The organism is Streptomyces ortus (genome assembly GCF_026341275.1).
Lineage (GTDB): Bacteria > Actinomycetota > Actinomycetes > Streptomycetales > Streptomycetaceae > Streptomyces > Streptomyces ortus.
Genome location: NZ_JAIFZO010000002.1, coordinates 7,231,516 through 7,253,580 on the forward strand (window position 1 = coordinate 7,231,516; position 22,065 = coordinate 7,253,580).

Below are 22,065 nucleotides of genomic sequence, written 5' to 3' on the forward strand. Positions count from 1 at the left end.
GGGATCACGGAGTCCGCCGAGACTGGGCCTTTTGGTTAGGTAATCCTTACCTTAGTATGACCTGCGGTCCTCCGGCTGAGCCGGTTCCGCACCCTCTGGAGGCACGGTCAGCTGTGTCCGGTTTCGAAACGCGTGCGTCCGGCGTCGACGACGGTGATGTGGCGGCGTACTGGCGCCGCAGGCTCGACCCCCTCCCGCAGGAGGCGGTCCTCCCCGTCGACTTCCCGTATCCGCTCACGCCCGGCGGCGAGCCGCGCACGATCAGCCGCACGCTGGACGCGACGGCCGACGAGATCACCCACCTGGCCGCCTTCGTGGCGCTGCTGCACCGCTACGGCGGCGCGCGCGACATCACCGTCGGGTACGGGGGACTGCCGGTCCGGGTGGCTCTCGACGGCGGGACCGCGTTCGCCGAACTGGTGCGGCGCCTCCGTGCGGCCTGCGAGGAGGCCGAGGCGCACCGTGTCGAACCGGGCGCGCTGGTCGACCGGTTGAGGCCGGAGCCGACCCGCGGCGGTGGGCTGCTGTACAACACGGCGTTCGGGACGCAAGGTGCAACCGGCTCCCAGGGCCCGCTCGACCTCGCGCTCGAAGTCCGTGCCGGTGACCTCCGCGTCACCTACCGGCCGGACCTGTTCCGCGACGGGACCGCGCTGCGCACCGCGGGCCACTACGCCACCCTGCTCGCCGACGCGATCGCCCGGCCGCACACCCCGGTCGGCGAACTGGACCTGATGGACGCCGGGGAACGGCACCGGGTCCTGGTGGAGTGGAACGACACCGACCACGACATCCCCTCGCGGACCTGGCCGGAGATGTTCGCCGACCAGGTACGGCGGCGGCCCGACGAGATCGCGCTGGTCTTCGAGGGCATCCGCCTCACCTACGCGGAGCTGGACGAGCGGGCCAACCGGCTGGCCCACGCCCTTGTCGCGCGAGGCGCCGGACCCGAACGCGTGGTGGCCCTCGCGGTGCCCCGCTCGGCCGAGCTGATCGTCGCCGAGGTCGCCGTACTGAAGTCCGGCGCCGCCTACCTCCCGGTGGACACCGACTATCCCGCCGACCGCATCTCGTACATGCTGGCCGACGCCCGGCCCGCCTGCCTGCTCACCACCGCCGAGGTCGCGGCGGACATCCCCCCGTGCGAGGGCATGGACGTCCTGGTGCTGGACGAGCCCGACACCGTACGGGAGTTGACGGGCCATCAGCCGAGCGAACCGGCCCCTACGCTCTCCGTCGGGAACGCCGCCTACGTCATCTACACCTCCGGCTCCACCGGCCGCCCCAAGGGCGTGGTGCTGTCCCACGCGGGCGTCGCCAAGCTGGTCGCCACGCAGAGCGAACGGTTCGGCATCGGGCCGCACAGCCGGGTCCTCCAGTTCGCCTCACCGAGCTTCGACGTGGCGTTCTGGGACCTGTGCCTCGGGCTGCTCTCCGGCGGCCGACTCGTCGTCGTACCGGCCGAGTTGAGGGTGCCCGGCACACCGCTCGCCGACTACGCCCACGCCAACGGCATCACCTTCATGATCCTCCCGCCGGCCCTGCTCGCCGCGATGCCCGAGGACGTCGAGCTTCCGCCCGCCACCCTGCTCGCGGGCACCGAACGGGTCTCGCCCGAACTGGTCGGCCGGTACGCGCGCGGCCGGATGATGTTCAACGCGTACGGCCCCACCGAGGCGACCACCAACTCCACCCTCGGCCTGTGCGACCCCGACACCCCGGCCGGCACGATCGTGCCCATCGGCGTCCCCGACCCCGGCACCCGTGCCTACGTACTCGACGCGCGGCTGCGGCCCGTACCGGCCGGTGTGCCGGGCGAGCTGTACCTCGGCGGCGCCGGGCTCGCCCGCGGCTACCTCGGCCGGCCCGACCTGACGGCCGAGCGGTTCGTCGCCGACCCGTTCGGCCCGCCCGGCGAACGTCTGTACCGCACCGGCGACCTGGTGCGCTGGAAGGCCGACGGCCGACTGGAGTTCCTCGGCCGCGCCGACGCGCAGGTGAAGATCCGCGGCTTCCGCATCGAGCCCGGCGAGATCGAGTCCGTGCTGCGCGCCCACCCGGCCGTGGAGCAGGCCGCGGTCCTGGTCCGCGAGGACCGTCCCGGCGACCGCAGGCTGGCCGCCTACGTCGTCCCCTCGCTGGACGCCGACCGCGACTTCGGCGAACAGGTCCAGGAGTGGAAGGACCTGCACGAACTGCTGTACTCGGCGGCGGGATCCGAGGGTGCTCGGGACGGCTCGGCGGGGCCGGCCGTCAGCGCGGCGGCGGGCTTCCGGGAGAACTTCGCCGGCTGGAACAGCATGTACGACGGGCTGCCCATCCCCGTCGCGGAGATGCGCGAGTGGCGCGAGGCGACCCTCGCCCGCATCGCCGGTCTGGCGCCGCGCCGCGTGCTGGAGATCGGCGTCGGCAGCGGCCTGCTGCTCTCCCGGCTCGCCCCCGACTGCGAGGAGTACTGGGGTACCGACCTCTCCGAGGAGGCGGTACGGGCCCTGCGCGCCCAGGTCGACGCGGTACCGGAGCTGGCCGGCCGGGTGCGTCTGAGCGCCCGGCCCGCCCACGACACCTCCGGGCTTCCCCGCGCCCACTTCGACACGGTCGTCCTCAACTCCGTCGCCCAGTACTTCCCCGGCGCCGACTACCTGACCGACGTCATCGGCGCCGCCGCCGAGCTGCTGGCCCCGGGGGGACGGCTGTTCATCGGGGACGTGCGCAACGCCCGGCTGCTACGTGTCCTGCGCGCCGCGGTGGAGACACGCCGCGCGGCCGATCCTGGGGACAAGCAGGCCCTGCGGGCCGCCGTGGAACGGTCGCTCGCCTGGGAGGGCGAACTCCTCCTCGACCCCGACTACTTCGCGGCTCTCGACGGCTTCGACGCCGACATCCGGATCAAGCACGGCCACCACCACAACGAACTGACCCGCTACCGCTACGACGTGGTGCTGCAGAAGCGCCCCGCCCTGGAGGGGCGCGGGGAACTGCGCGACCGAGCTGAAAGCGACGGTGCCCTTTCAACCGACCTGGTCGTGGGTGACGGCCCCGCCCCGTCCACCCGGGCCGCGGTCGACGAGATCGCCTGGGCAGACGTGGCAGACGTGGCCGGCGGTGACGGCGGCGCCCTCGACGCCCTCCTCTCCGTGCGTACGACCCCGCTCCGCGTCACCGGTCTGCCCAACGCACGCCTCGCCGAGGACCTGGCCGCGTTGTCCGCCCTCGACGACAGCAGCCGCGCCGTGTCACCCGCCGAGGCACCGGACCCGGAGGCCCTCCACGCCCTCGCCACCCGGTACGGCGGGCGGGCGGTCGTCACCTGGAACGGGGTCGCCGACGACGGCAGCCTCGACGTGGTCTTCGTGCCAGGCGACGGCCCGACCGAGGTGCCCGGCGGGTTGTACCGCCCGTCCGGGACCGTGCCGCACGCGAACCACCCGGCGCCTTTCCGTGACGTGAACTCCCTGATGAAGGCGCTGCGTTCGTACGCGTCCGAGCAGCTGCCGGAGTACATGGTCCCGTCCGCCGTCGTCCCGCTGGACCGTCTCCCGGTCACCCCCAGCGGCAAGCTCGACGGCGCCGCGCTCCCGGTGCCGGACTACGGGGCCCTCAGTTCCGGCCGCCCGCCGCGCGACGCCCGCGAGGAAGTGCTGTGCGCGGCCTACGCCGAGGTGCTCGGCCTGCGGTCGGCGACCATCGACGACGACTTCTTCGCCCTCGGCGGCGACAGCATCACGGCCATCCAACTGCTCATCCACGCCCGCCGGGCCGGCCTGCGCCTCAGCTCCCGCGACGTCTTCCGGCACCGGACGGTCGCGGCGCTCGCCGAGGCCGTGACCGGCACGGGTGCGGGTGTGGGTCCGGATACGGGGGCCGCCGACGCGCAGGGCCCCCTCGTTCGCCTCACCGACGCCGAACTCGCCGAGCTGCAGGCCGAGTACCCGGTCACGGTGCAGGAGTTGCTGCCCCTGAGCCCCCTCCAGGAGGGCTTCTACTTCCACTCGCTCGTCGACGGCGCCGACCACGACGCCTATGTGGTCCAGCAGGTCCTGGAACTGTCCGGCCCCGTCGACCCCGAGGTGCTGCGCCGGGCCGCCCAGCGCGTCCTCGACCGGCACGCCCCGCTGCGGGCCTGCTTCCGGCCGCTGTCCGACGGGCGCCCCGTGCAGATCGTCGCTGACGGGCTGGTACTGCCGTGGCGCGAGGTGGACCTGTCCCGGGACGAGCACCTGACCGTCGACGCGGTCGCCGCCGAGGAGCGCGCCCACCGCTTCGACCTGGCCCGCCCGCCCCTGCTGCGCTGCGCGTTCGTCCGGCTCGACGGGGAGCGTGGCCGGCTCCTGCTCACGTTCCACCACAGTGTCGCCGACGGCTGGTCGCTGCCCGTCCTGCACCGCGAGCTGCTGGCCGGCTACGGCGAGGACGCCGACCCGCTGCCCGAGGTCACCCCGTACCGCACCTACCTGCGCACGCTCGCCGCCGCCGACCGCGACGCCGCGCGCGAGACGTGGCGCGGCGCGCTCGCCGGGATCGAGGAGCCCACCCGGCTCGTCGAGACGCCCGCCGACGGTACGCCGATCACGCCCGCGCAGGTCCGCGTCGAACTGTCCGAGCAGCTCACCGCCCGGTTGTCGGCCCGAGCCCGTGAGCTGGGCGTCACCCTGGGAACGGTCGTCCAGGGCGCCTGGGGTCTGCTGCTCGGACGGCTGACCGGCCGCCAGGACGTGGTGTTCGGCACCACCGTCTCCGGCCGGGACGCCGAGGTCGAGGGCATCGAGTCCATGGTCGGGCTGTTCATCAACACCCTCCCCACCCGCTTTTGCTGGGAGCCCGCGGACACCCTCGCCGGCCTCCTCGGAAGGCTCCAGGACGAGCAGGCCGCGCTCCTCGACCACCAGCACCTCGGTCTCGCCGAGATCCAGCGCGTCGCCGGACTCGCGGGCGGCGGCGAGCTGTTCGACACCCTCGTCGTCTTCGAGAACTACCCGGCCGCCACCGGCCTCGCCGACCCCTCCGGCCGGATCCGGCTCACGGGCCACGAGTTCCACGACGCCGTCCACTACCCGCTCGCCCTGATCGTGAAGCCGGGCCGCCGTCTCGACCTGCGGCTGAAGCACCACGCCCGGCGGCTCGACGCCGAGGCCGTACGCCGTATCGCCGACCGCCTCACCCGCATCCTGCACGCCCTGGCGGCGGACCCCGGACAGCCGGCCGCCGCACTCGAACTGCTGTCGGCGGCGGAATTGTCCCAGGCCCACCCGGCCGGCGAACGCCACGCAGTCCCCGACACCACCCTCGCCGCCGCCTTCGAGGCACAGGCCGCCCGCACCCCGCGTGCCACGGCGGTCGTGTACGAGGACCACACCCTCACGTACGCCGAACTCGACTCCCGTGCGGCGGAGTTGGCGTACCGGCTCCGGATGGGAGGCGCCCGGCCCGGTGCCGTCGTCGCGGTGGCCGTGCCCCGCTCCGCCGACCTCATGGTCGCCCTGCTCGGCGTGCTCAAGTCCGGGGCCGCCTACCTTCCGGTCGACGTGGACTACCCCGCCGACCGGGTGGCCCACATGCTCACCGACTCCGGCGCGACGACGGTCGTCACCACCTCCGGCACCGCCCAGCGGCTGCCCGAGGTGCCGGGCCTCGCCCACCTCCTGGTGGACGCCCCGGCCGACGAGCAGCCGGAAGCCGCCACCGCCCTCGAAACCCCCCTCGAAGCCGCCGTCGAAGCGGGCCCGGACGACCCGGCGTACCTGATCTACACCTCCGGCTCCACCGGCCTGCCCAAGGGTGTCGTCGTCACCCATCGCGCGATCGTCAACCGGCTGGCCTGGATGCAGGGCGCGTACGGGCTGACCGCCGACGACCGCGTCCTGCAGAAGACCCCCGCCAGTTTCGACGTCAGCGTGTGGGAGTTCTTCTGGGCGCTGTGCGAGGGCGCCGCGGTCGTGCTCGCCCGCCCGGAGGGCCACCGCGACCCCGCCTACCTCGCCGGGCTGATCCGCGCACAGGGCGTCACCACCCTGCACTTCGTGCCGTCGATGCTCGAAGCGTTCCTGCGGTCCGAGGAGATCACCGCCGATCCCGCGTGGGCCGCCTCCCTGCGACGCGTCTTCAGCAGTGGTGAGGCGCTGCCCGGCGCCGCGTCGGCCCGCTGGCTCGCCCTCACCGGGGTGCCGCTGCACAACCTGTACGGCCCCACCGAGGCCGCCGTCGACGTCACGTACCACCCGTACGACGGCACGCCCGGCACCACCGTGCCCATCGGCCGGCCGGTGTGGAACACCGGTCTGCGCGTCCTGGACACCTGCCTGCGCCCGGTGCCCGAGGGTGTACCGGGAGAGCTCTACCTGACGGGCGTCCAGCTCGCCCGCGGCTACCACGCGAGGCCCGGCCTGACCGCCGAGCGGTTCGTCGCCGACCCGTACGGCGGGCCCGGCGAGCGGATGTACCGCACCGGTGACCTCGTACGTCGTCGCGCCGACGGAGTCGTGGAGTACCTCGGCCGCACCGACCGCCAGGTCAAGATCCGCGGCAACCGCGTCGAACTCGGCGAGATCGAGGCCGCGTTGGCCCGGCAGACGTCCGTCGCCCAGGCCGCCGTCGCCGTCACCTCCACGGGCAGCGGCGGCAGCGCGCTCGTCGCCTACGTGGTCCCCGCCCGCGACGCCCGCCCGGAACCCGCGCGGCTGGCCGAAGCGCTGTCCGCGTCCCTGCCCGCCCCCATGGTCCCCGGCGCCTACGTCGTCCTGGACGCACTCCCGCTCACCCCCAGCGGCAAGCTCGACCGCGCCGCGCTGCCTGCCCCGCAGGCGGTACGGGCCGAGGTGCGCGCACCCCGCGACGAGCGGGAGGCCGCGCTCACCGGCATCTTCGCCGCGGTACTGAAGCTCGACGAGGTCGGCATCGACGACGACTTCTTCATGCTCGGCGGCGACAGCATCACCTCGATCGGCGTCTCCAGCCGCGCCCGCCGGGCCGGCCTCGACCTGAACCCCCGGGACGTCTTCGAGCACCGCACCCCGCTCGCCCTGGCCGCGGCGGCCACCCCGGTCGCCGAAACGCGCGCCCCGCGCTCCGACTTCGCCCTCACCGCCGAGGAGACCGAGCGAGTCCACCGGCTCAGCCCCGGCCCGGTGGACGGCATCTGGCCACTCGCCCCGCTCCAGGAAGGCCTGTTCTTCCACTCCACGTACGACTCCGGCACGCTGGACGTGTACACCGTCCACGAGTCGTTCGACATCGCCGTCCCGCTCGACACGGACCGCCTCCGTACCGCCGTACGGGTCCTGCTGGACCGCACCCCGAGCCTGCGCGCCGGGTTCACCAGCGAAGGACTGCGCCAGCCGGTCCAGTTCATCGTCCGCGACCCCGAGATCCCCCTCGAAGAGGTCGACCTCTCCGGCCTGCCCACCGCCGAACAGGACGCCCGCCTGCGGGAGTTGACGGACGCCGAACGCTCCCGCCGCTTCGACCTGACCCGCCCCCTGCTCTTCCGTATCCTCGTCGTCCGGCTCGGCGAGGAGCGCGGTGACCGCCTGGTCGTCGGCCGCCACCTCCTCCTGTGGGACGGCTGGTCCGCCTGGCTCTTCCTCGACCAGCTCTTCGCCCTGTACGAGTCAGGGGGCGACCCGGCCGGACTCGCCGCCCCCGGCTCGTACCGCGACTACCTGACCTGGCTGGAGGTCCAGGACGCGGACGTTGCCACCGCCGCCTGGCGCACCGCGCTGGCCGGACTCGACGAGCCCACCCTGCTCGCCGCGGCCGACCAGGGCCTGGAGCCGGACATCCCGGAGAGCCTCGACGCCTTCGTCCCGGACGAGATCGGGACACGGCTGCGCGACATCGGCCGCCGCCACGGACTGACCCTCAACACCGTGCTCAACGCCGCCTGGGGCCTGACCCTGGCGAGCACGACCGGCCGCACCGACGTCGTCTTCGGCACCACCGTCGCGGGCAGGCCGAGCGAGGTGCCGGAGATCGAGAACGTCATCGGCATGTTCCTCAACACCGTCCCCGCCCGTATCGCCTACGACCCGGCCGAACCCGTACTCGCCCTGCTGCGCCGCGTCCAGGACGAGCGGCTGGCCGTCATGCCGTACGAGTACCTGGGCCTCGGTGTGCTGCAGGCCGAGACCGGACATCGGAGGCTGTTCGACACCCTCTTCGTGCTGCGCAACAGCGACACCGAGGAGCGGCTCGCCGCACTGAGCGAGCGCCACGGAGCCACCGCCGTCGCCAACGTCGACGCCACCCACTATCCCGTCAACCTCGTCGTCACCCCGGGCCGCAGCATCCAGGTCACCCTGACCCACCGGGCCGACGTCGTCGCCCGCCCCCAGGCACAGGACCTGCTCGACCGGTTCACCCTGCTCCTGGCACGGCTCACCGACGACCTCGACGCCCCCGTCGGACGACTCGACGCGCAACTGCCGGCCGAGCGGCAGCGGTTGGAGCGCGAGCGGGCCGAGGGACGGGTGCCCGACCCCGAGGACACCATCGCCGACCTGCTGGCGGCCCAGGCACTGGCCACCCCCGACACCACCGCCCTCGTCTTCGGCGACCGGACCCTCACGTACGCCCAGCTCGACGCCCGTATCAACCGCATGGCCCGGCTGCTGCTCGACCGGGGCGCCGCGCCCGAGCGGGTCGTCGCGCTCGGACTGCCCCGCTCCCTCGACATGGTCGTCGCGCTCTTCGCCGTGCTGCGCACGGGCGCCGCGTACCTGCCCCTGGAGCTGGACCACCCGGACGACCGGCTCGTGGCCATGCTCCAGGACGCCCGGCCCACGCTGCTCCTCTCCAACGCCGCCGTTTCGGAACGGCTGGCGGCGGCCGACACCCCGCGCGCCCTCCTCGACGACCCGGCGGTGACCGCCGAACTGGCCGCACACCCGGCCGACTTGGAGCGGCGGCGCTTCAGCCTGGAGCACCCGGCGTACGTCATCTACACCTCCGGGTCCACCGGCCGGCCCAAGGGTGTCGTCACGCCCTACCGCGGGCTGACCAACATGCAGCTCAACCACCAGCGGGAGATCTTCGCACCGGCCATCGCCTCGGCGGGCGGGCGGCGACTGCGCATCGCGCACACCGTGTCGTTCGCCTTCGACATGTCCTGGGAGGAGCTGCTGTGGCTCGTCGAGGGGCATGAGGTGCACATCTGCGACGAGGAGCTGCGGCGCGACGCCGAGGCCTTGGTCGCGTACTGCGAGACCCATCGTGTCGACGTCGTCAACGTGACGCCCACCTACGCCCATCTCCTCATCGAGCAGGGCCTGCTGGCGGGACACCGGCCGCCGCTCGTGCTGCTCGGCGGCGAGGCCGTATCCGAGACCGTGTGGAACCGGCTCCGCGACACCGAGGGCACATACGGCTACAACCTCTACGGGCCGACCGAGTACACCATCAACACCCTCGGCGGCGGCACCCTCGACAGCGCCACCCCGACCGTCGGACGTCCGATCCGCGGAACCCGCGCCCACATCCTGGACGCCTGGCTCCGCCCGGTGCCCGAGGGCGTGCCCGGCGAGCTGTACATCGCGGGCATCGGTCTGGCCCGCGGCTATCTGGAGCGGCCGGGACTGACCGCCGAACGGTTCGTCGCGGACCCCTTCGGAGAGCCCGGCGAGCGCATGTACCGCACCGGCGACCTCGTACGCCGTGGCCCCGACGGCAACCTCGACTTCCTCGGCCGCACCGACGACCAGGTCAAGATCCGCGGCTACCGCGTGGAGCTGGGCGAGATCGAGACCGCGCTCTCCCGGCACCCCCAGGTGGCGCACGCCGCCGTGGTCGTCCGCGACGAACGCCTCGTCGGCTATGTCGTCCCGGCCCCGCTCACCGGCGACGACCGCGACGGCGCCGAACGCGAACAGGTCGGCGAGTGGCAGGAGATCTACTCCGACGAGTACGAGGAGATCAGCACCGCCGTCTTCACCGAGGACTACGCCGGCTGGGACTCCTCGTACGACGGGCAGCCCATTCCCTTCGAGGAGATGCGGGAGTGGCGCGAGGCCACCGTCGCCCGGATCCGCTCGCTGCGCCCGCGCCGCGTGCTGGAGATCGGTGTCGGCTCCGGACTGCTGCTGTCGAAGCTCGCGCCCGAGGCCGAGGCCTACTGGGCGACCGACTTCGCCGCCCCCGTCATCCGCAAGATCGGCGAGGAGCTGGCCCAGGACCCCGAGCTGGCCGCCCGCGTCACCCTGCGCGCCCAGCCCGCCGACGACCTGACCGGCCTGCCCGCCGACGGGTACTTCGACACGATCGTCATCAACTCCGTCATCCAGTACTTCCCCAGCATCGACTACCTGACCTCGGTGATCGAGGGCGCGATGCGGCTCCTGGCACCGGGCGGCGCGCTGTTCGTCGGAGACGTCCGCAACCTGCGCCTCGCCCGGACCTTCCAGACGGAGATCCAGCAGGCCAGGGGCGCCACGGGGGAGGGACTTGAGCGGGCCGTCGAGCGCGGACTGCGCCTGGAGAAGGAACTCCTCGTCGACCCGGACTACTTCACCACCCTCGGCCACCGCGTCGACCTGCGCACCAAGCGCGCCCGCCACCACAACGAGCTGACCCGCCACCGGTACGACGCCGTCCTGTACGCCGGTGAGGCCGACCTCGCCCTGGAACGGGTGCCGTCGGTCGGCTACACCGAGGACCTGGACCTGGCCGACCTCGTCCGCGCGGTCACCCCGCTGCGCTTCACCGGCGTTCCCGACGCCCGCGTGGGGGCCGCCGGGGGAGTGGACCCCGAGACGCTGCACGACCTCGGCGCGCGGCTCGGCTGCCACGTCCTGACGACCTGGTCCCGCGAACCGGGCACGTACGACGCCGTGTTCACCGCCGCGACCGGCTCCGGCGAGACCCCCGGCCGCACCGCCGGCCTGTACCTCCCCGGCGGCGGCGAAGCGCCCTACGCCAACGAGCCCACCGCCGCCCGCGGCGCGAACAGCCTGGTACGGCGGCTGCGCGACGACCTCAAGCAGCGGTTGCCCGAGTACATGGTCCCGGCCGCGTTCGTGACCCTCGACCGACTGCCCATGAACGACAACGGCAAGCTGGACGTACGCGCCCTGCCCGACGCCGAGCCCGCGGTCGCTCTCGGCACCGGCCGCGGACCGCGCACCCCGCAGGAGGAGGTGCTCTGCCGCCTCTTCGCCGAAGTGCTGGGACTGCCCGAAGTCGGCGCGGAGGACGCCTTCTTCGACCTGGGCGGACACTCGCTGCTCGCCACCCGACTGATCAGCCGGGCCCGCACGGAACTGGGCGCCGAGCTCGCGATCCGTGACCTCTTCGAGGCGCCGACACCCGAACTGCTCGCGGCACGGGCCGACACCGGGCGCCCCGCCCGCCCGGCCGTCGCCCCCGCCGTACGCCCCGACCGCATCCCGCTCTCGCCGGCCCAGCGCCGGCTGTGGCTGATCGAACGGATCACCGGCAGCGGGGTCGCGTACAACTTCCCGCTGGTCTTCCGGCTGCGCGGGGAACTCGACCTCGACGCGCTGCGCACCGCGCTCAGCGATGTGGCGGGGCGGCACGAGGCGCTGCGCACGGTGTTCCACGAGCACGACGGAGAGCCGTACCAGGTCATCGTCCCGGCCGCCGAGGCCGCGCCCGCCTTCACCGTGACGGACTGCGAGGAGCGGGCGCTCGACGAACTGATCGAGTCGGCGCAGCGGCGTCCGTTCGACCTGGGACGCGAACTCCCCCTGCGCTGCGAGGTGTTCAGGGTCGGCCCGGCCGATCACGTGGTCGCCGTAGTGCTGCACCACATCACCACCGACGAATGGTCCGACCGGCCGTTCCTGGCCGACCTGAACGCCGCGTACGCGGCGCGGGTCGCGGGCGGGGAGCCCGGCTGGGCGCCGCTGCCGGTGCAGTACGCCGACTACACCCTGTGGCAGGAACAACTGCTCGCCCAGCTCGGCGACGGCCAACTCGCCTACTGGACAGCCGCGTTGCGTGACCTTCCCGAGGAGCTGACGCTGCCCCTGGACCGGCCGCGGCCCGCCGCACCCACCGGACTCGGCGGCAAGGTCCGCCACGAGGTGCCCGCCGGAGTCGGCCGGACCCTGCGCGCGCTGTCCGGCGAGACCGGCACCAGCATGTTCATGCTCCTCCAGGCGGCCACGGCGACCCTGCTGCACCGGCTCGGGGCAGGCGACGACATCCCGCTCGGCGTGCCCATCGCGGGCCGCACGGACAGCGGCCTGGACGAGCTGGTCGGGTTCTTCGTCAACACACTGGTCCTGCGCACCGACCTGTCCGGCGACGACCTGACGTTCCGTCAACTGGTGGGCCGAGTGCGCGAGTCGGCGCTCGCCGCCTTCGAGCACCAGGACCTGCCCTTCGACCGGGTCGTGGAGGCCGTCAACCCGCCGCGGGTGGCGGGCCGCAATCCGCTGTTCCAGGTGATGCTGGGCTACCACCACCGCCCGGACGGCGACCCCGACCTGCTGGGCCTGTCCACCGAGTGGTCCGACATGGACACCGGCCGGGCCAAGTTCGACCTGCACTTCACCTTCGTGGACGAGGCGGACCGGCTGGTCCTGCTGCTCGACCACGCGGCCGACCTGTGCGACACGGCGACGGCGGAACGCCTCGCCGAACGCCTGGTCCGGCTGCTGGCACAGGTCACCGAAGCGCCGGACCGCCCGGTGCGCCAGGTGGAAGTACTGACACCGGACGAGCGATCGCTCGTCCTCGCGGACTGGAACGACACCGCCCGGGACACGGCGCCCACCACCCTTCCCGAGCTGTTCCGCGCCCAGGCGGCCCGCACGCCCGACGCACTCGCGCTGGTCTTTGGTGAACAGCGGCTGACGTACGCCGAGTTGGACGCACGCGTCGAGCACACCGCACGGGTGCTGGCCGGCCAGGGCGTCGGCCCGGAGCGCACAGTGGCCGTCGCCCTGCCGCGCTCGGCGGACCTCGTGATCGCCCTCCTCGCGGTGCACCGCGCGGGCGGCGCCTATCTGCCCCTGGACCCCGACTACCCCCAGGAGCGCCTCGCGTTCATGCTGGCGGACGCCCGCCCGGTGTGCGTGATCCGCGACAGCCTGCCCGAGGGCCCCTACGGCGCGCTTCCCGCCGCGTACGACCCGTCGAGTCCCGCCTATGTCATCTACACCTCCGGTTCCACGGGACGTCCGAAGGGTGTGGTCGTACCGCAGTCGGGCATCGTCAACCGGCTGCTGTGGATGCAGGACGCGTACGGGCTGACCGGTGCGGACCGGGTGCTGCAGAAGACGCCGTCCAGTTTCGACGTGTCCGTGTGGGAGTTCTTCTGGCCGCTGATCACCGGGGCGGCCCTGGTGGTCGCCCGGCCCTACGGGCACAAGGACCCCCGCTATCTCGCCGACCTGATCCGGCGGCAGGACGTCACCGTCGCGCACTTCGTGCCCTCGATGCTCCAGCTGTTCCTGGAGGAACCGGCCGCCGCGGGATGCGCGGGCCTGCGCCGGGTGATGTGCAGCGGCGAGGCCCTGCCCGTCCCGCTCGCGCACCGCTTCCACCGGACGCTCGCCGCCACCGAACTGCACAACCTGTACGGGCCGACCGAGGCGTCCGTCGACGTGACCGCGGTCCAGGTGCGTCCGGGCGCCACCTCGGTGCCCATCGGACGGCCGGTGTGGAACACCCGCGTGTACGTCCTGGACGCCGCGCTGCGACCGGTGCCGCCGGGGGTGGCGGGGGAGCTGTACCTCGCCGGTGCCCAGCTGGCCCGCGGCTACCTCGGCCGGGCCGGTCTGACCGCCGAGCGGTTCGTCGCCGACCCGTACGGGGGGCCCGGCGAGCGCATGTACCGCACGGGCGACCTCGCCCGCTGGACGCCCGACGGCACGGTCGAGTACCTGGGCCGCACCGACGACCAGGTCAAGATCCGCGGCTTCCGCATCGAACTCGGCGAGATCGAGACCGCCCTCGCCAGCCACGACACCGTCACCCAGGCCGTGGTCGTCCCGCACGACGACCGCTTGGTGGCGTACGTCGTCCCGACCCCGGCCCAGCTCTCGGCGGCAGACGCGCCCGGATCCGCGACCCCCGCCGCAGCCCGGGTCCCGGACCCCGGCGTCCTCCGCCGCCACGTCGCCGCCGTGCTGCCCGAGCACATGGTCCCCGCGGCCTTCGTGGTTGTGGACACCCTGCCGTTGACCCCCAACGGCAAGCTCGACCGCAGGGCACTGCCCGCGCCCGACTTCGGCGCCGGGGCCGTCGGGGCCCTGCCGCGTACCCCGCGCGAGGAGATCCTCTGCGGGCTGTTCGCCGACGTCCTCGGGCTGGAACGGGTCGGCGTCCACGACGACTTCTTCGCCCTCGGCGGTCACTCCCTCGTGGCCATGCGGCTCGCCGCCCGCGTCCGGGCCGTGCTCGGCGCCGAGGCCTCCCTGCGCACGGTCTTCGAGGCCCCGACAGTCGCCCGACTGGCCGAGGCGCTCCGCGACGGGGCCGGCACCGAGCTGCCCGTCCTCGCCCCCGCGGACCGCCCGCGGCGGCTGCCGCTCTCCTTCGCCCAGCAGCGGCTGTGGGTCCTGTACCGGGTGGAGGGCGCCAGTCCCACGTACAACATCCCGTTGGTCTGGCGGCTCTCCGGGGCGCTCGACGCCGACGCGCTGCGGCTCGCGGTCGACGATCTGGTGGCCCGCCACGAACCGCTGCGCACCGTCTTCCCCGAGGAGGACGGACGCGCTCACCAGCTGATCCTGGACCCGGCGCGGGCCGGGGTCGCCGTGCGGACCGCCTCCGTGACCGGCGAGGAGGAGCTGGCGGAACGGCTCGCCGAAGCCGTCGGGTACGGCTTCGAGCTGGACCGGGAAGCACCCCTGCGCGTGCACCTCTTCCGCACCGCCGAGGACGAGCACGTCCTCCTGCTCCTGCTCCACCACATCGCGGGCGACGAGTGGTCGGACCGGCCCCTCACCCGCGACCTGGCCGCCGCCTACGCGGCACGCGCGGCGGGTCGTACGCCCGAGTGGGCGCCGCTGCCCGTCCAGTACGCCGACTACAGCCAGTGGCAGCGCGCGGTACTCGGCGACGAGAAGGACCCGCAGAGCCTGGCAGCCCGCCAACTCGCCTACTGGAAGCAGGCGTTGGCGGGGCTGCCCGAGGAGCTGGCACTGCCCGTCGACCGGCCCCGCCCGCTGGAGGCCAGCTATCGCGGCGGCGTGGTCGACCTGTCCCTGGACCCGGCGCTGGCGGCGGGACTGCGCGAGCTGGCCCGGTCCGGCAACGTCAGCATGTTCATGATCGTCCAAGCTGCCGTGGCGGCCCTGCTGACGAGGCTGGGCGCCGGTACGGACATCCCGCTCGGCAGCCCGATCGCCGGACGCTCCGAGGAGGCGCTGGAGGACCTGGTCGGCTTCTTCCTCAACACCCTGGTCCTGCGTACCGACACCTCGGGCGACCCGGTCTTCCGCGAACTGCTCGCGCGCGTCCGGGAGACCGACCTGGCCGCCTTCGATCACCAGGACGTCCCGTTCGAGCGGGTGGTGGACGTGCTCAACCCCGCCCGCTCGCTGTCCCGGCACCCGCTGTTCCAGGTCATGGTCGTGTACCTCGCGGCCGGCGGAGAGAGGGACTTCCTCACCGGTCTCGACGCCCGCCGGGAGGAAGCCGGCGCGACCGGCGCCAAGTTCGACCTCTCCTTCGACTTCGTGGAACGCGCCGCCGCCCGGGACGGGGAGGGTGGTGACGGCGGCGGTGTCGACGGCGTGCTGGAGTACAGCACCGACCTCTTCGACCACGCGACCGCCGAGGCGATCGCCACCCGGCTCGTGCGACTGCTGCGGGCCGTGGCCGCCGCCCCCGACACCCCGATCAGCCGGATCGACATCCTCGGCGACGCCGAGCGACGACGCATCCTCACCGAGTGGAACGACCGGCCCCTGCTCGCCGGACCGACCACCGTACCGGCCCTCTTCGAACGGCAGGCCGCGCTCTCCCCGGACGCACCGGCCGTCGCGTCCGACGGAATGGAGCTGACGTTCGCCCAGCTCAACGCGGAGACCAACCGCCTGGCCCGGCTGCTCGTCGCCCGGGGCGCCGGACCGGAACGGCTCGTCGCACTGGCCCTGCCCCGCACCGCCCGCACCCTGCTGGCCGTCCTCGCCGTGCACAAGGCGGGCGCCGCCTACCTGCCGCTCGACCCGGACGCACCGACCGCCCACCTGGGCGACACGCTCGCCGACGCCCGCCCGATCCTGACGCTCACCACACGGCGGCTCGCGCCCCTGCTCCCCGCGGACGGCCCGCCGGTACTGGAGCTCGACACGGAGGCAACCGCCGAACTGCTCGCCGCGCAGCCCGCGACCGACCTCACCGACACCGACCGCATCGAGGCCCTGACCCCGCGCCACCCGGCGTACGTCATCTACACCTCCGGCTCCACGGGTCGCCCCAAGGGCGTCGTCGTCACCCACGAGACGGTCGGCAACCTCTTCCACAGCCACCGCGAGACGCTGTACGAGCCCGCGAAGGCGATCACCGGCCGACGGCGGCTGCGCGCCGGGCACGCCTGGGCGTTCTCCTTCGACGCCTCCTGGCAGCCGCAGCTGTGGCTCCTGGACGGGCACTGCGTGCACGTCGTCTCCGACGAGACCCGCCGCGACCCGGACCTCCTCGCCGCCGCCGTCGTCGAGCACGGCTTCGACTTCCTGGAGGTCACCCCGTCGTTCTTCGCGCAGATGGCCGAGACCGGACTCGTGCGCGAGGACGGCAGCAGCCCCCTCGCGGTCGTCGGCGTCGGCGGTGAGGCCGTGCCGGGCGCCCTGTGGCAGCGGCTCGGACGGCTGACCGGCACCGAGGCGTTCAACCTGTACGGGCCCACCGAGTCCACCGTCGACGCGCTGGTGGCCCGGGTGCGCGACAGCGACCGCCCGCTCGTCGGCCGACCGGTCGCGGGGACCCGCGCCTACGTCCTCGACGACCGGCTGCAGCCCGTCCCGCCCGGTGTCACGGGCGAGCTGTACCTGGCGGGCGGCGGCCTCGCCCGCGGCTACCTGGGCCGGCCCGCCCTGACGGCCGAGCGCTTCGTCGCCGACCCGTTCGGCGGCGGGCCCGGTTCCCGGCTCTACCGGACCGGCGACCTCGCCCGCTGGACCGCCGACGGACACCTCGACTACCTGGGCCGCGCCGACGACCAGGTCAAGATCCGCGGCTTCCGCATCGAACCCGGCGAGATCGAGTCCGTACTCACCGCCCACCGGGACGTCGCGGAAAGCGTGGTGACGGTTCGTCAGGAGGGCGCGCGGAAACTGCTCGTGGCGTACGTGGTCCCCGTGCCCGGCGCGCTGCCCGACCCCGGACGGCTGCGCGCCCACGTCGGCGGACAGCTGCCCGACCACATGGTCCCGGCCGCCGTGGTCCTCCTGGACCGGCTGCCGAAGCTCGCCAACGGCAAGCTGGACCGGGCCGCCCTGCCCGCCCCGGACTTCTCCGCGCTGTCCACCGGGCGCGCACCCGAGACCGAGCTGGAGAAGACCCTGTGCGCGGTGTTCGCCGACGTGCTCGGCCTGGCCGAGGTCGGCGTCGACGACGACTTCTTCACCCTCGGCGGTGACAGCATCATGGCGATGCAACTCGTCAGCAGGGCTCGCGCGGCAGACGTGCGGATCACCCCGCGCCTGGTGCTCCGGCACCGCACGGCCGCCGGGCTAGCCGACGTGGCGACCGCGACCGGCACGGCCGACGCCCGTCCCGCCGACGAGGGCACCGGCATCGTGCCGCTCACCCCGGTGATGCACTGGCTGCGCGAACTCGGCGGCCCGTTCCAGGGCTACCACCAGTCCGCCCTGGTCAGGACCCCCGCCACCCTCGACCGCCCGAAGCTCACGGCCGTACTCCGGGCACTCGCCGACCGGCACGCGATGCTGCGCGGCACGCTGGTGCGCACCGGCGGGGGCGAGGGCGTCAACGGTGGCGAGGACGGTTACGGCGGTAAGGACGGTTACGGCGCCGACTGGAGCATCGCCGTGCCGCCCGCCGGTTCCGTGGATCCCGCGTCCTGGATCGAGCGGGTCGACGTCACCGGGCTGGACCCCGACGCATTGCGGGCAGCCGTCGCGGACGGCGCGCACGCCGCCCGCGCGACGCTCGACCCCGACGCGGGTGCCATGGTGAAGGCGGTGTGGTTCGACGCGCGCGACGAACCCGGCAGGCTGCTCCTGATGGCCCACCACCTCGTGACCGACGGTGTCTCCTGGCGCATCCTGCTGCCGGACATGGCGACCGCCTGGCGGGCCGTCGAGGCGGGGCGCCCCGCCGAGCTGCCGCCCGTCGACACCTCCTTCCGTACCTGGGCGCGCCGGCTCGACGAGCTGGCCCAGGACCCGGACCGGGAGGCCGAACTGCCCTTCTGGGCAAGCGTGTTGGAGGGCGCGGCACCTCTGCCGCTGAAGAGCCCGCTCGACCCGGTCCGCGACACGACCGGCACCGTACGGCGGCTGGAGCTGCGGCTGCCCGCCGAGCACACCGGCCCGCTGCTGTCCGCGGTGCCCTCCGCCTTCGGTGCGAACGTCAACGACGTCCTGCTCACCGGCCTCGCACTCGCCGTCGCCGACTGGCGGCGACGGCACGACAGCGGCGCCGGGGGACCGGTCCTGGTCGACCTGGAGAGCCACGGCCGCGAGGAGGAAGTGGCGGCGGACGTCGACCTGTCCCGTACGGTCGGCTGGTTCACCAGCGTCTTCCCCGTCCTCCTGGACCCCGGCCCCGTCGACCTGGACGCGGCACTGGAGGGCGGCCCCGCCGTCGAGGAAGCGCTCGACCGGACCCGCCGGCACCTCGCCCCGCTGCCCGCGAACGGCGTCGGCTACGGCATGCTCCGCCACCTCAACCCCCGTACGGCCCCGGTGCTCGCCGGCTTCGAGGCGCCGCCGATCGAGTTCAACTACCTCGGCCGCTTCGGCATCCCGGAAGCGACGGACTGGTCGTACGCTCCCGAGGAGGACGTCTCGGACATCGGTCCCGAGCCAGGTATGCGCGAAGGACACGCCCTCGGCATCAACGTGGTCACCGAGGACCGCGCCGACGGCCCCGTCCTGGCCGCCCACTGGTCCTGGCCCGAGGCCGTCCTGGACGAGGAGGCGGTCCGCGACCTCGCGGACACCTGGTTCCGGGCGCTCCGGGCGCTGGTCACCCGCGCGGCGAACCGTGCGACCGGGGCGGCCGACGACTAGTTGCCCTTCTGTCTCTCCCCGTCAACCCCCAGTAGTAGCAAGCGAGTCGGAGGAATCCCATGAGCACCAACCCGTTCGAGAACCCCGAAGGCACCTACTCCGTGCTCGTCAACGACGAGGGCCAGTACAGCCTGTGGCCCGACTTCGTGGACGTGCCGGCCGGCTGGACCGTCGCGCACGGTCCCGCCGGCCGCCAGGAGTGCCTGGACCACATCGAGGCCAACTGGACGGACATGCGTCCCAAGAGCCTCGTGGAGCGGACGGCGGCGGATCAGGCCGGCTGAGCCCGCCGATGCTCTCCACGCGACTCACCAACGCCCGCGTCCTGACCATGGACCCGGACCGCCCCGTCGCCCGTGAACTGGGCATCTGGCGGGGCCGGATCGTGGGCCTGGACGAGGAGGTGGCCGCCCTGCCCGCCCGTCGGGTGGTCGACCTCCAGGGCGCCACCGTGCTGCCCGGCTTCATCGACAGCCATGTCCATCTGGCCTGGGCCGGCCTCAAGGCGGGCACGCCGAGCATCGCCCCGTGCCGGTCGGTCGAGGACGTACTGGCCGCGGTGGCCGAGGCGGCGGCCCGCACACCGGAAGGGGGCTGGACGGACCTCGCCGGGTACGACCAGCGGGGCCTCGGCCGCCATCTGACCGCCGCCGAACTGGACGGGGTCAGCGCGGGGCGCAAGGTGTTCCTGATGCACGACTCCGGACACGGCTGCATGGTCAACACGGCCGTCCTGGACCTGCTGCCCGCCGAACTCGCCGACGGGGACGGCTTTCTCGCCGAAGGGGCCATGGGAGCCGCGCGCGCCCTGCGACTGCCCTACTCGCAGCGGGAGTTGGCCGACGCCATCGGTCACGCGGCGCGTGGCTGCCTGGCCGAGGGCATCACCGGCTGCGCCGAGGCGGGCATCGGCGGCGCGCTGTTCGGGCACAGCCCCGTCGAGCTGGGCGCCTACCAACTGGCGGCGGAGCAGGGCCAACTGCCCCTGCGCGTACAGCTCATGGTGTCCGCAGACCGGCTGCGGCCCGTCACCGCGCACCGCGACGACGGCATTCCCCGCGCCCTCGACCTCGGGCTGCGCACCGGGTTCGGCGGCGACCGGCTCTCCGTGGGCGCGCTGAAGGTCTACACCGACGGCGGCATGATGGCCCGTACCGCCGCCCTCAGCAGCCCCTACGAAGGACTCGACCACGCGGGCCAGTTGCAGGACGACCCCGAGTCGCTCGCGGACACGATCGTCGACGGACATCTCGCGGGCTGGCAGCTGGCCGTCCACGCCATCGGCGACCGGGCGGCCGACGTGGCCCTCGACGCGCTGGAACGGGCGCAGCGCCTGCGTCCGCGGCCGGATGCCCGGCACCGCATAGAGCACGCGGGCCTCGTCCGCCCCGACCAGCTGGACCGTTTCGCGCGGCTGGGTGTGACAGCCGTGGTGCAGCCGAACTTCCTGCGGTACTTCGGCGACGACTACGCGGCCGTCATGGGCGGGGAGCGGGCACCCTGGCTGTACCGGGGACGGGGCTTTCTCGACCACGGCATCACGCTGGTCGGCAGTTCGGACCGGCCCGTGGCGGACGGATCGCCGCTCAGGGCGGTCCAGTTCATGGTCGAGCGGGCCTCCGCGTCGGGGCAGGTCATCGGCCCGGACGAGGGCATCACCGTCGAGGAGGCGCTGCGCGCCCACACCGTGGCCGGCGCCTTCGCCTGCCACTGGGAGGACCGCGCGGGCAGCCTCACGCCGGGCAGGAGCGCGGATCTGGTCGTCCTCGGCGACGACCCCACGAGCGTCGACGTCTCGCGCATCGGTGACATCGACGTGGTCGCGACCTACGTCGACGGCCGGGAGACCGAAGGAGGCGCACCATGAGCACGAGCGCCGACGGCGTGGAGACGTACGCCCAACTGTGGCGGATGTCCGCCTTCCCACGCAGGTGGGTGCTCCGGGACACCGCTGGGGACGTCCTCGTCTTCGACCGGGACACCAACTGCCCGGTGGACATCGACGACGGGCCGACACGGGGCGAGGTCCTGCGCAGGATGCGCGAGGCGGGCGTACCGGAGGGCGACGAGTACCCGGGACGCCCTTGCGCGTGAGCCGTCACCCGCTCCGTGCCGCCCCGCCGTGCGGCAGGCATCGTCGGGGAACCCGGCCGCGTGGGCGGACGCCGTACTGTTCAATGGAGGTGAACGGCCCCGCGCGAGTCGCCGCTGCGAGAGGAGTCGCCCGTGTCCCCTGTCGTGGTGCCGCCGGTCGGCGCCCGCATCCGTCGGGCGCGTACGGCGCGAGGTATGAGCCTGCGGGCGCTGGCCCGGGAGATCGGGGTGTCGGCGAGCCTCGTCTCGCAGATCGAGACCGGCAAGACCCAGCCCTCGGTGAGCACCCTGTACGCGATCACCACCGCGCTCGCCATCCCGGTCGAGTCGCTCTTCGACGCCGAGGACGAGCCGGCCCCGACGCCCACCCCCGCCCCGGTGGGCGCGCCCACCGGCGAAGGCACCGCCCTGCACGCGCTCGCCGCCTTCGCCGCCGACCCCCGCCGCAGGATCGGACCCCTGGTCAGCGGTGGTGAACGCGAAGTCCTTGAGCTGGACTCGGGCGTCGTGTGGGAACGCCTCGGCCGGCTTCCCGGCGTGGACGTCGACTTCCTGCTCGTGACCTACCGCCCCGGCGGAGCCTCCTCCGGCACGGGCGCTCCGATGCGCCATGCCGGGACCGAGTACGGCTACCTGACCGCCGGCGAGCTGGTCCTCACCCTCGGCTTCGACGAGTACGTGATCCGGCCCGGCGACGCGGTCAGCTTCGAGTCGACGACCCCGCACCGCTATCGCAACGACGGCGACGAACCTGCCGTGGGTGTCTGGTTCGTGTTCAGTATGCCTTGACACTTTCCCCGGACGGTCG

The 22,065-nt window shown here is 73.5% G+C and carries 5 protein-coding genes; all 5 read left to right on the forward strand.

From position 1 onward, the window contains the following. The first annotated feature begins 113 nt into the window (after positions 1 to 113). Positions 114 to 19,163, forward strand: coding sequence for a non-ribosomal peptide synthetase (locus tag K3769_RS34685; RefSeq protein WP_267030189.1), 19,050 nt, complete (start codon positions 114 to 116; stop codon positions 19,161 to 19,163). A 59-nt stretch (positions 19,164 to 19,222) separates the two neighbouring features. Beyond that, positions 19,223 to 19,447, forward strand: a complete 225-nt coding sequence (locus K3769_RS34690; RefSeq protein WP_267030190.1) for an MbtH family protein — start codon at positions 19,223 to 19,225, stop codon at positions 19,445 to 19,447. An 8-nt stretch (positions 19,448 to 19,455) separates the two neighbouring features. After that, positions 19,456 to 21,030 (forward strand): amidohydrolase, encoded by a 1,575-nt coding sequence (locus tag K3769_RS34695; RefSeq protein WP_267030191.1) that lies wholly within the window; start codon positions 19,456 to 19,458, stop codon positions 21,028 to 21,030. Then, entirely contained in the window at positions 21,027 to 21,257 is a 231-nt protein-coding gene (locus K3769_RS34700; RefSeq protein WP_267030192.1) for a hypothetical protein, read from the forward strand. Before K3769_RS34695 ends, K3769_RS34700 begins: the two co-directional genes overlap by 4 nt. A gap of 132 nt (positions 21,258 to 21,389) precedes the next feature. Further along, positions 21,390 to 22,046, forward strand: a complete 657-nt coding sequence (locus tag K3769_RS34705; RefSeq protein ID WP_267030193.1) for a helix-turn-helix domain-containing protein — start codon at positions 21,390 to 21,392, stop codon at positions 22,044 to 22,046. The last annotated feature ends 19 nt before the right edge of the window (positions 22,047 to 22,065 follow it).

What these genes read in the sequence shown, in the direction of transcription:
- K3769_RS34690 (WP_267030190.1), top strand. Translation starts at nt 19,223, where the DNA reads ATGAGCACCAACCCGTTCGAGAACCCCGAAGGCACCTACTCCGTGCTC.
- K3769_RS34695 (WP_267030191.1), top strand. Translation starts at nt 19,456, where the DNA reads ATGCTCTCCACGCGACTCACCAACGCCCGCGTCCTGACCATGGACCCG.
- K3769_RS34700 (WP_267030192.1), top strand. Translation starts at nt 21,027, where the DNA reads ATGAGCACGAGCGCCGACGGCGTGGAGACGTACGCCCAACTGTGGCGG.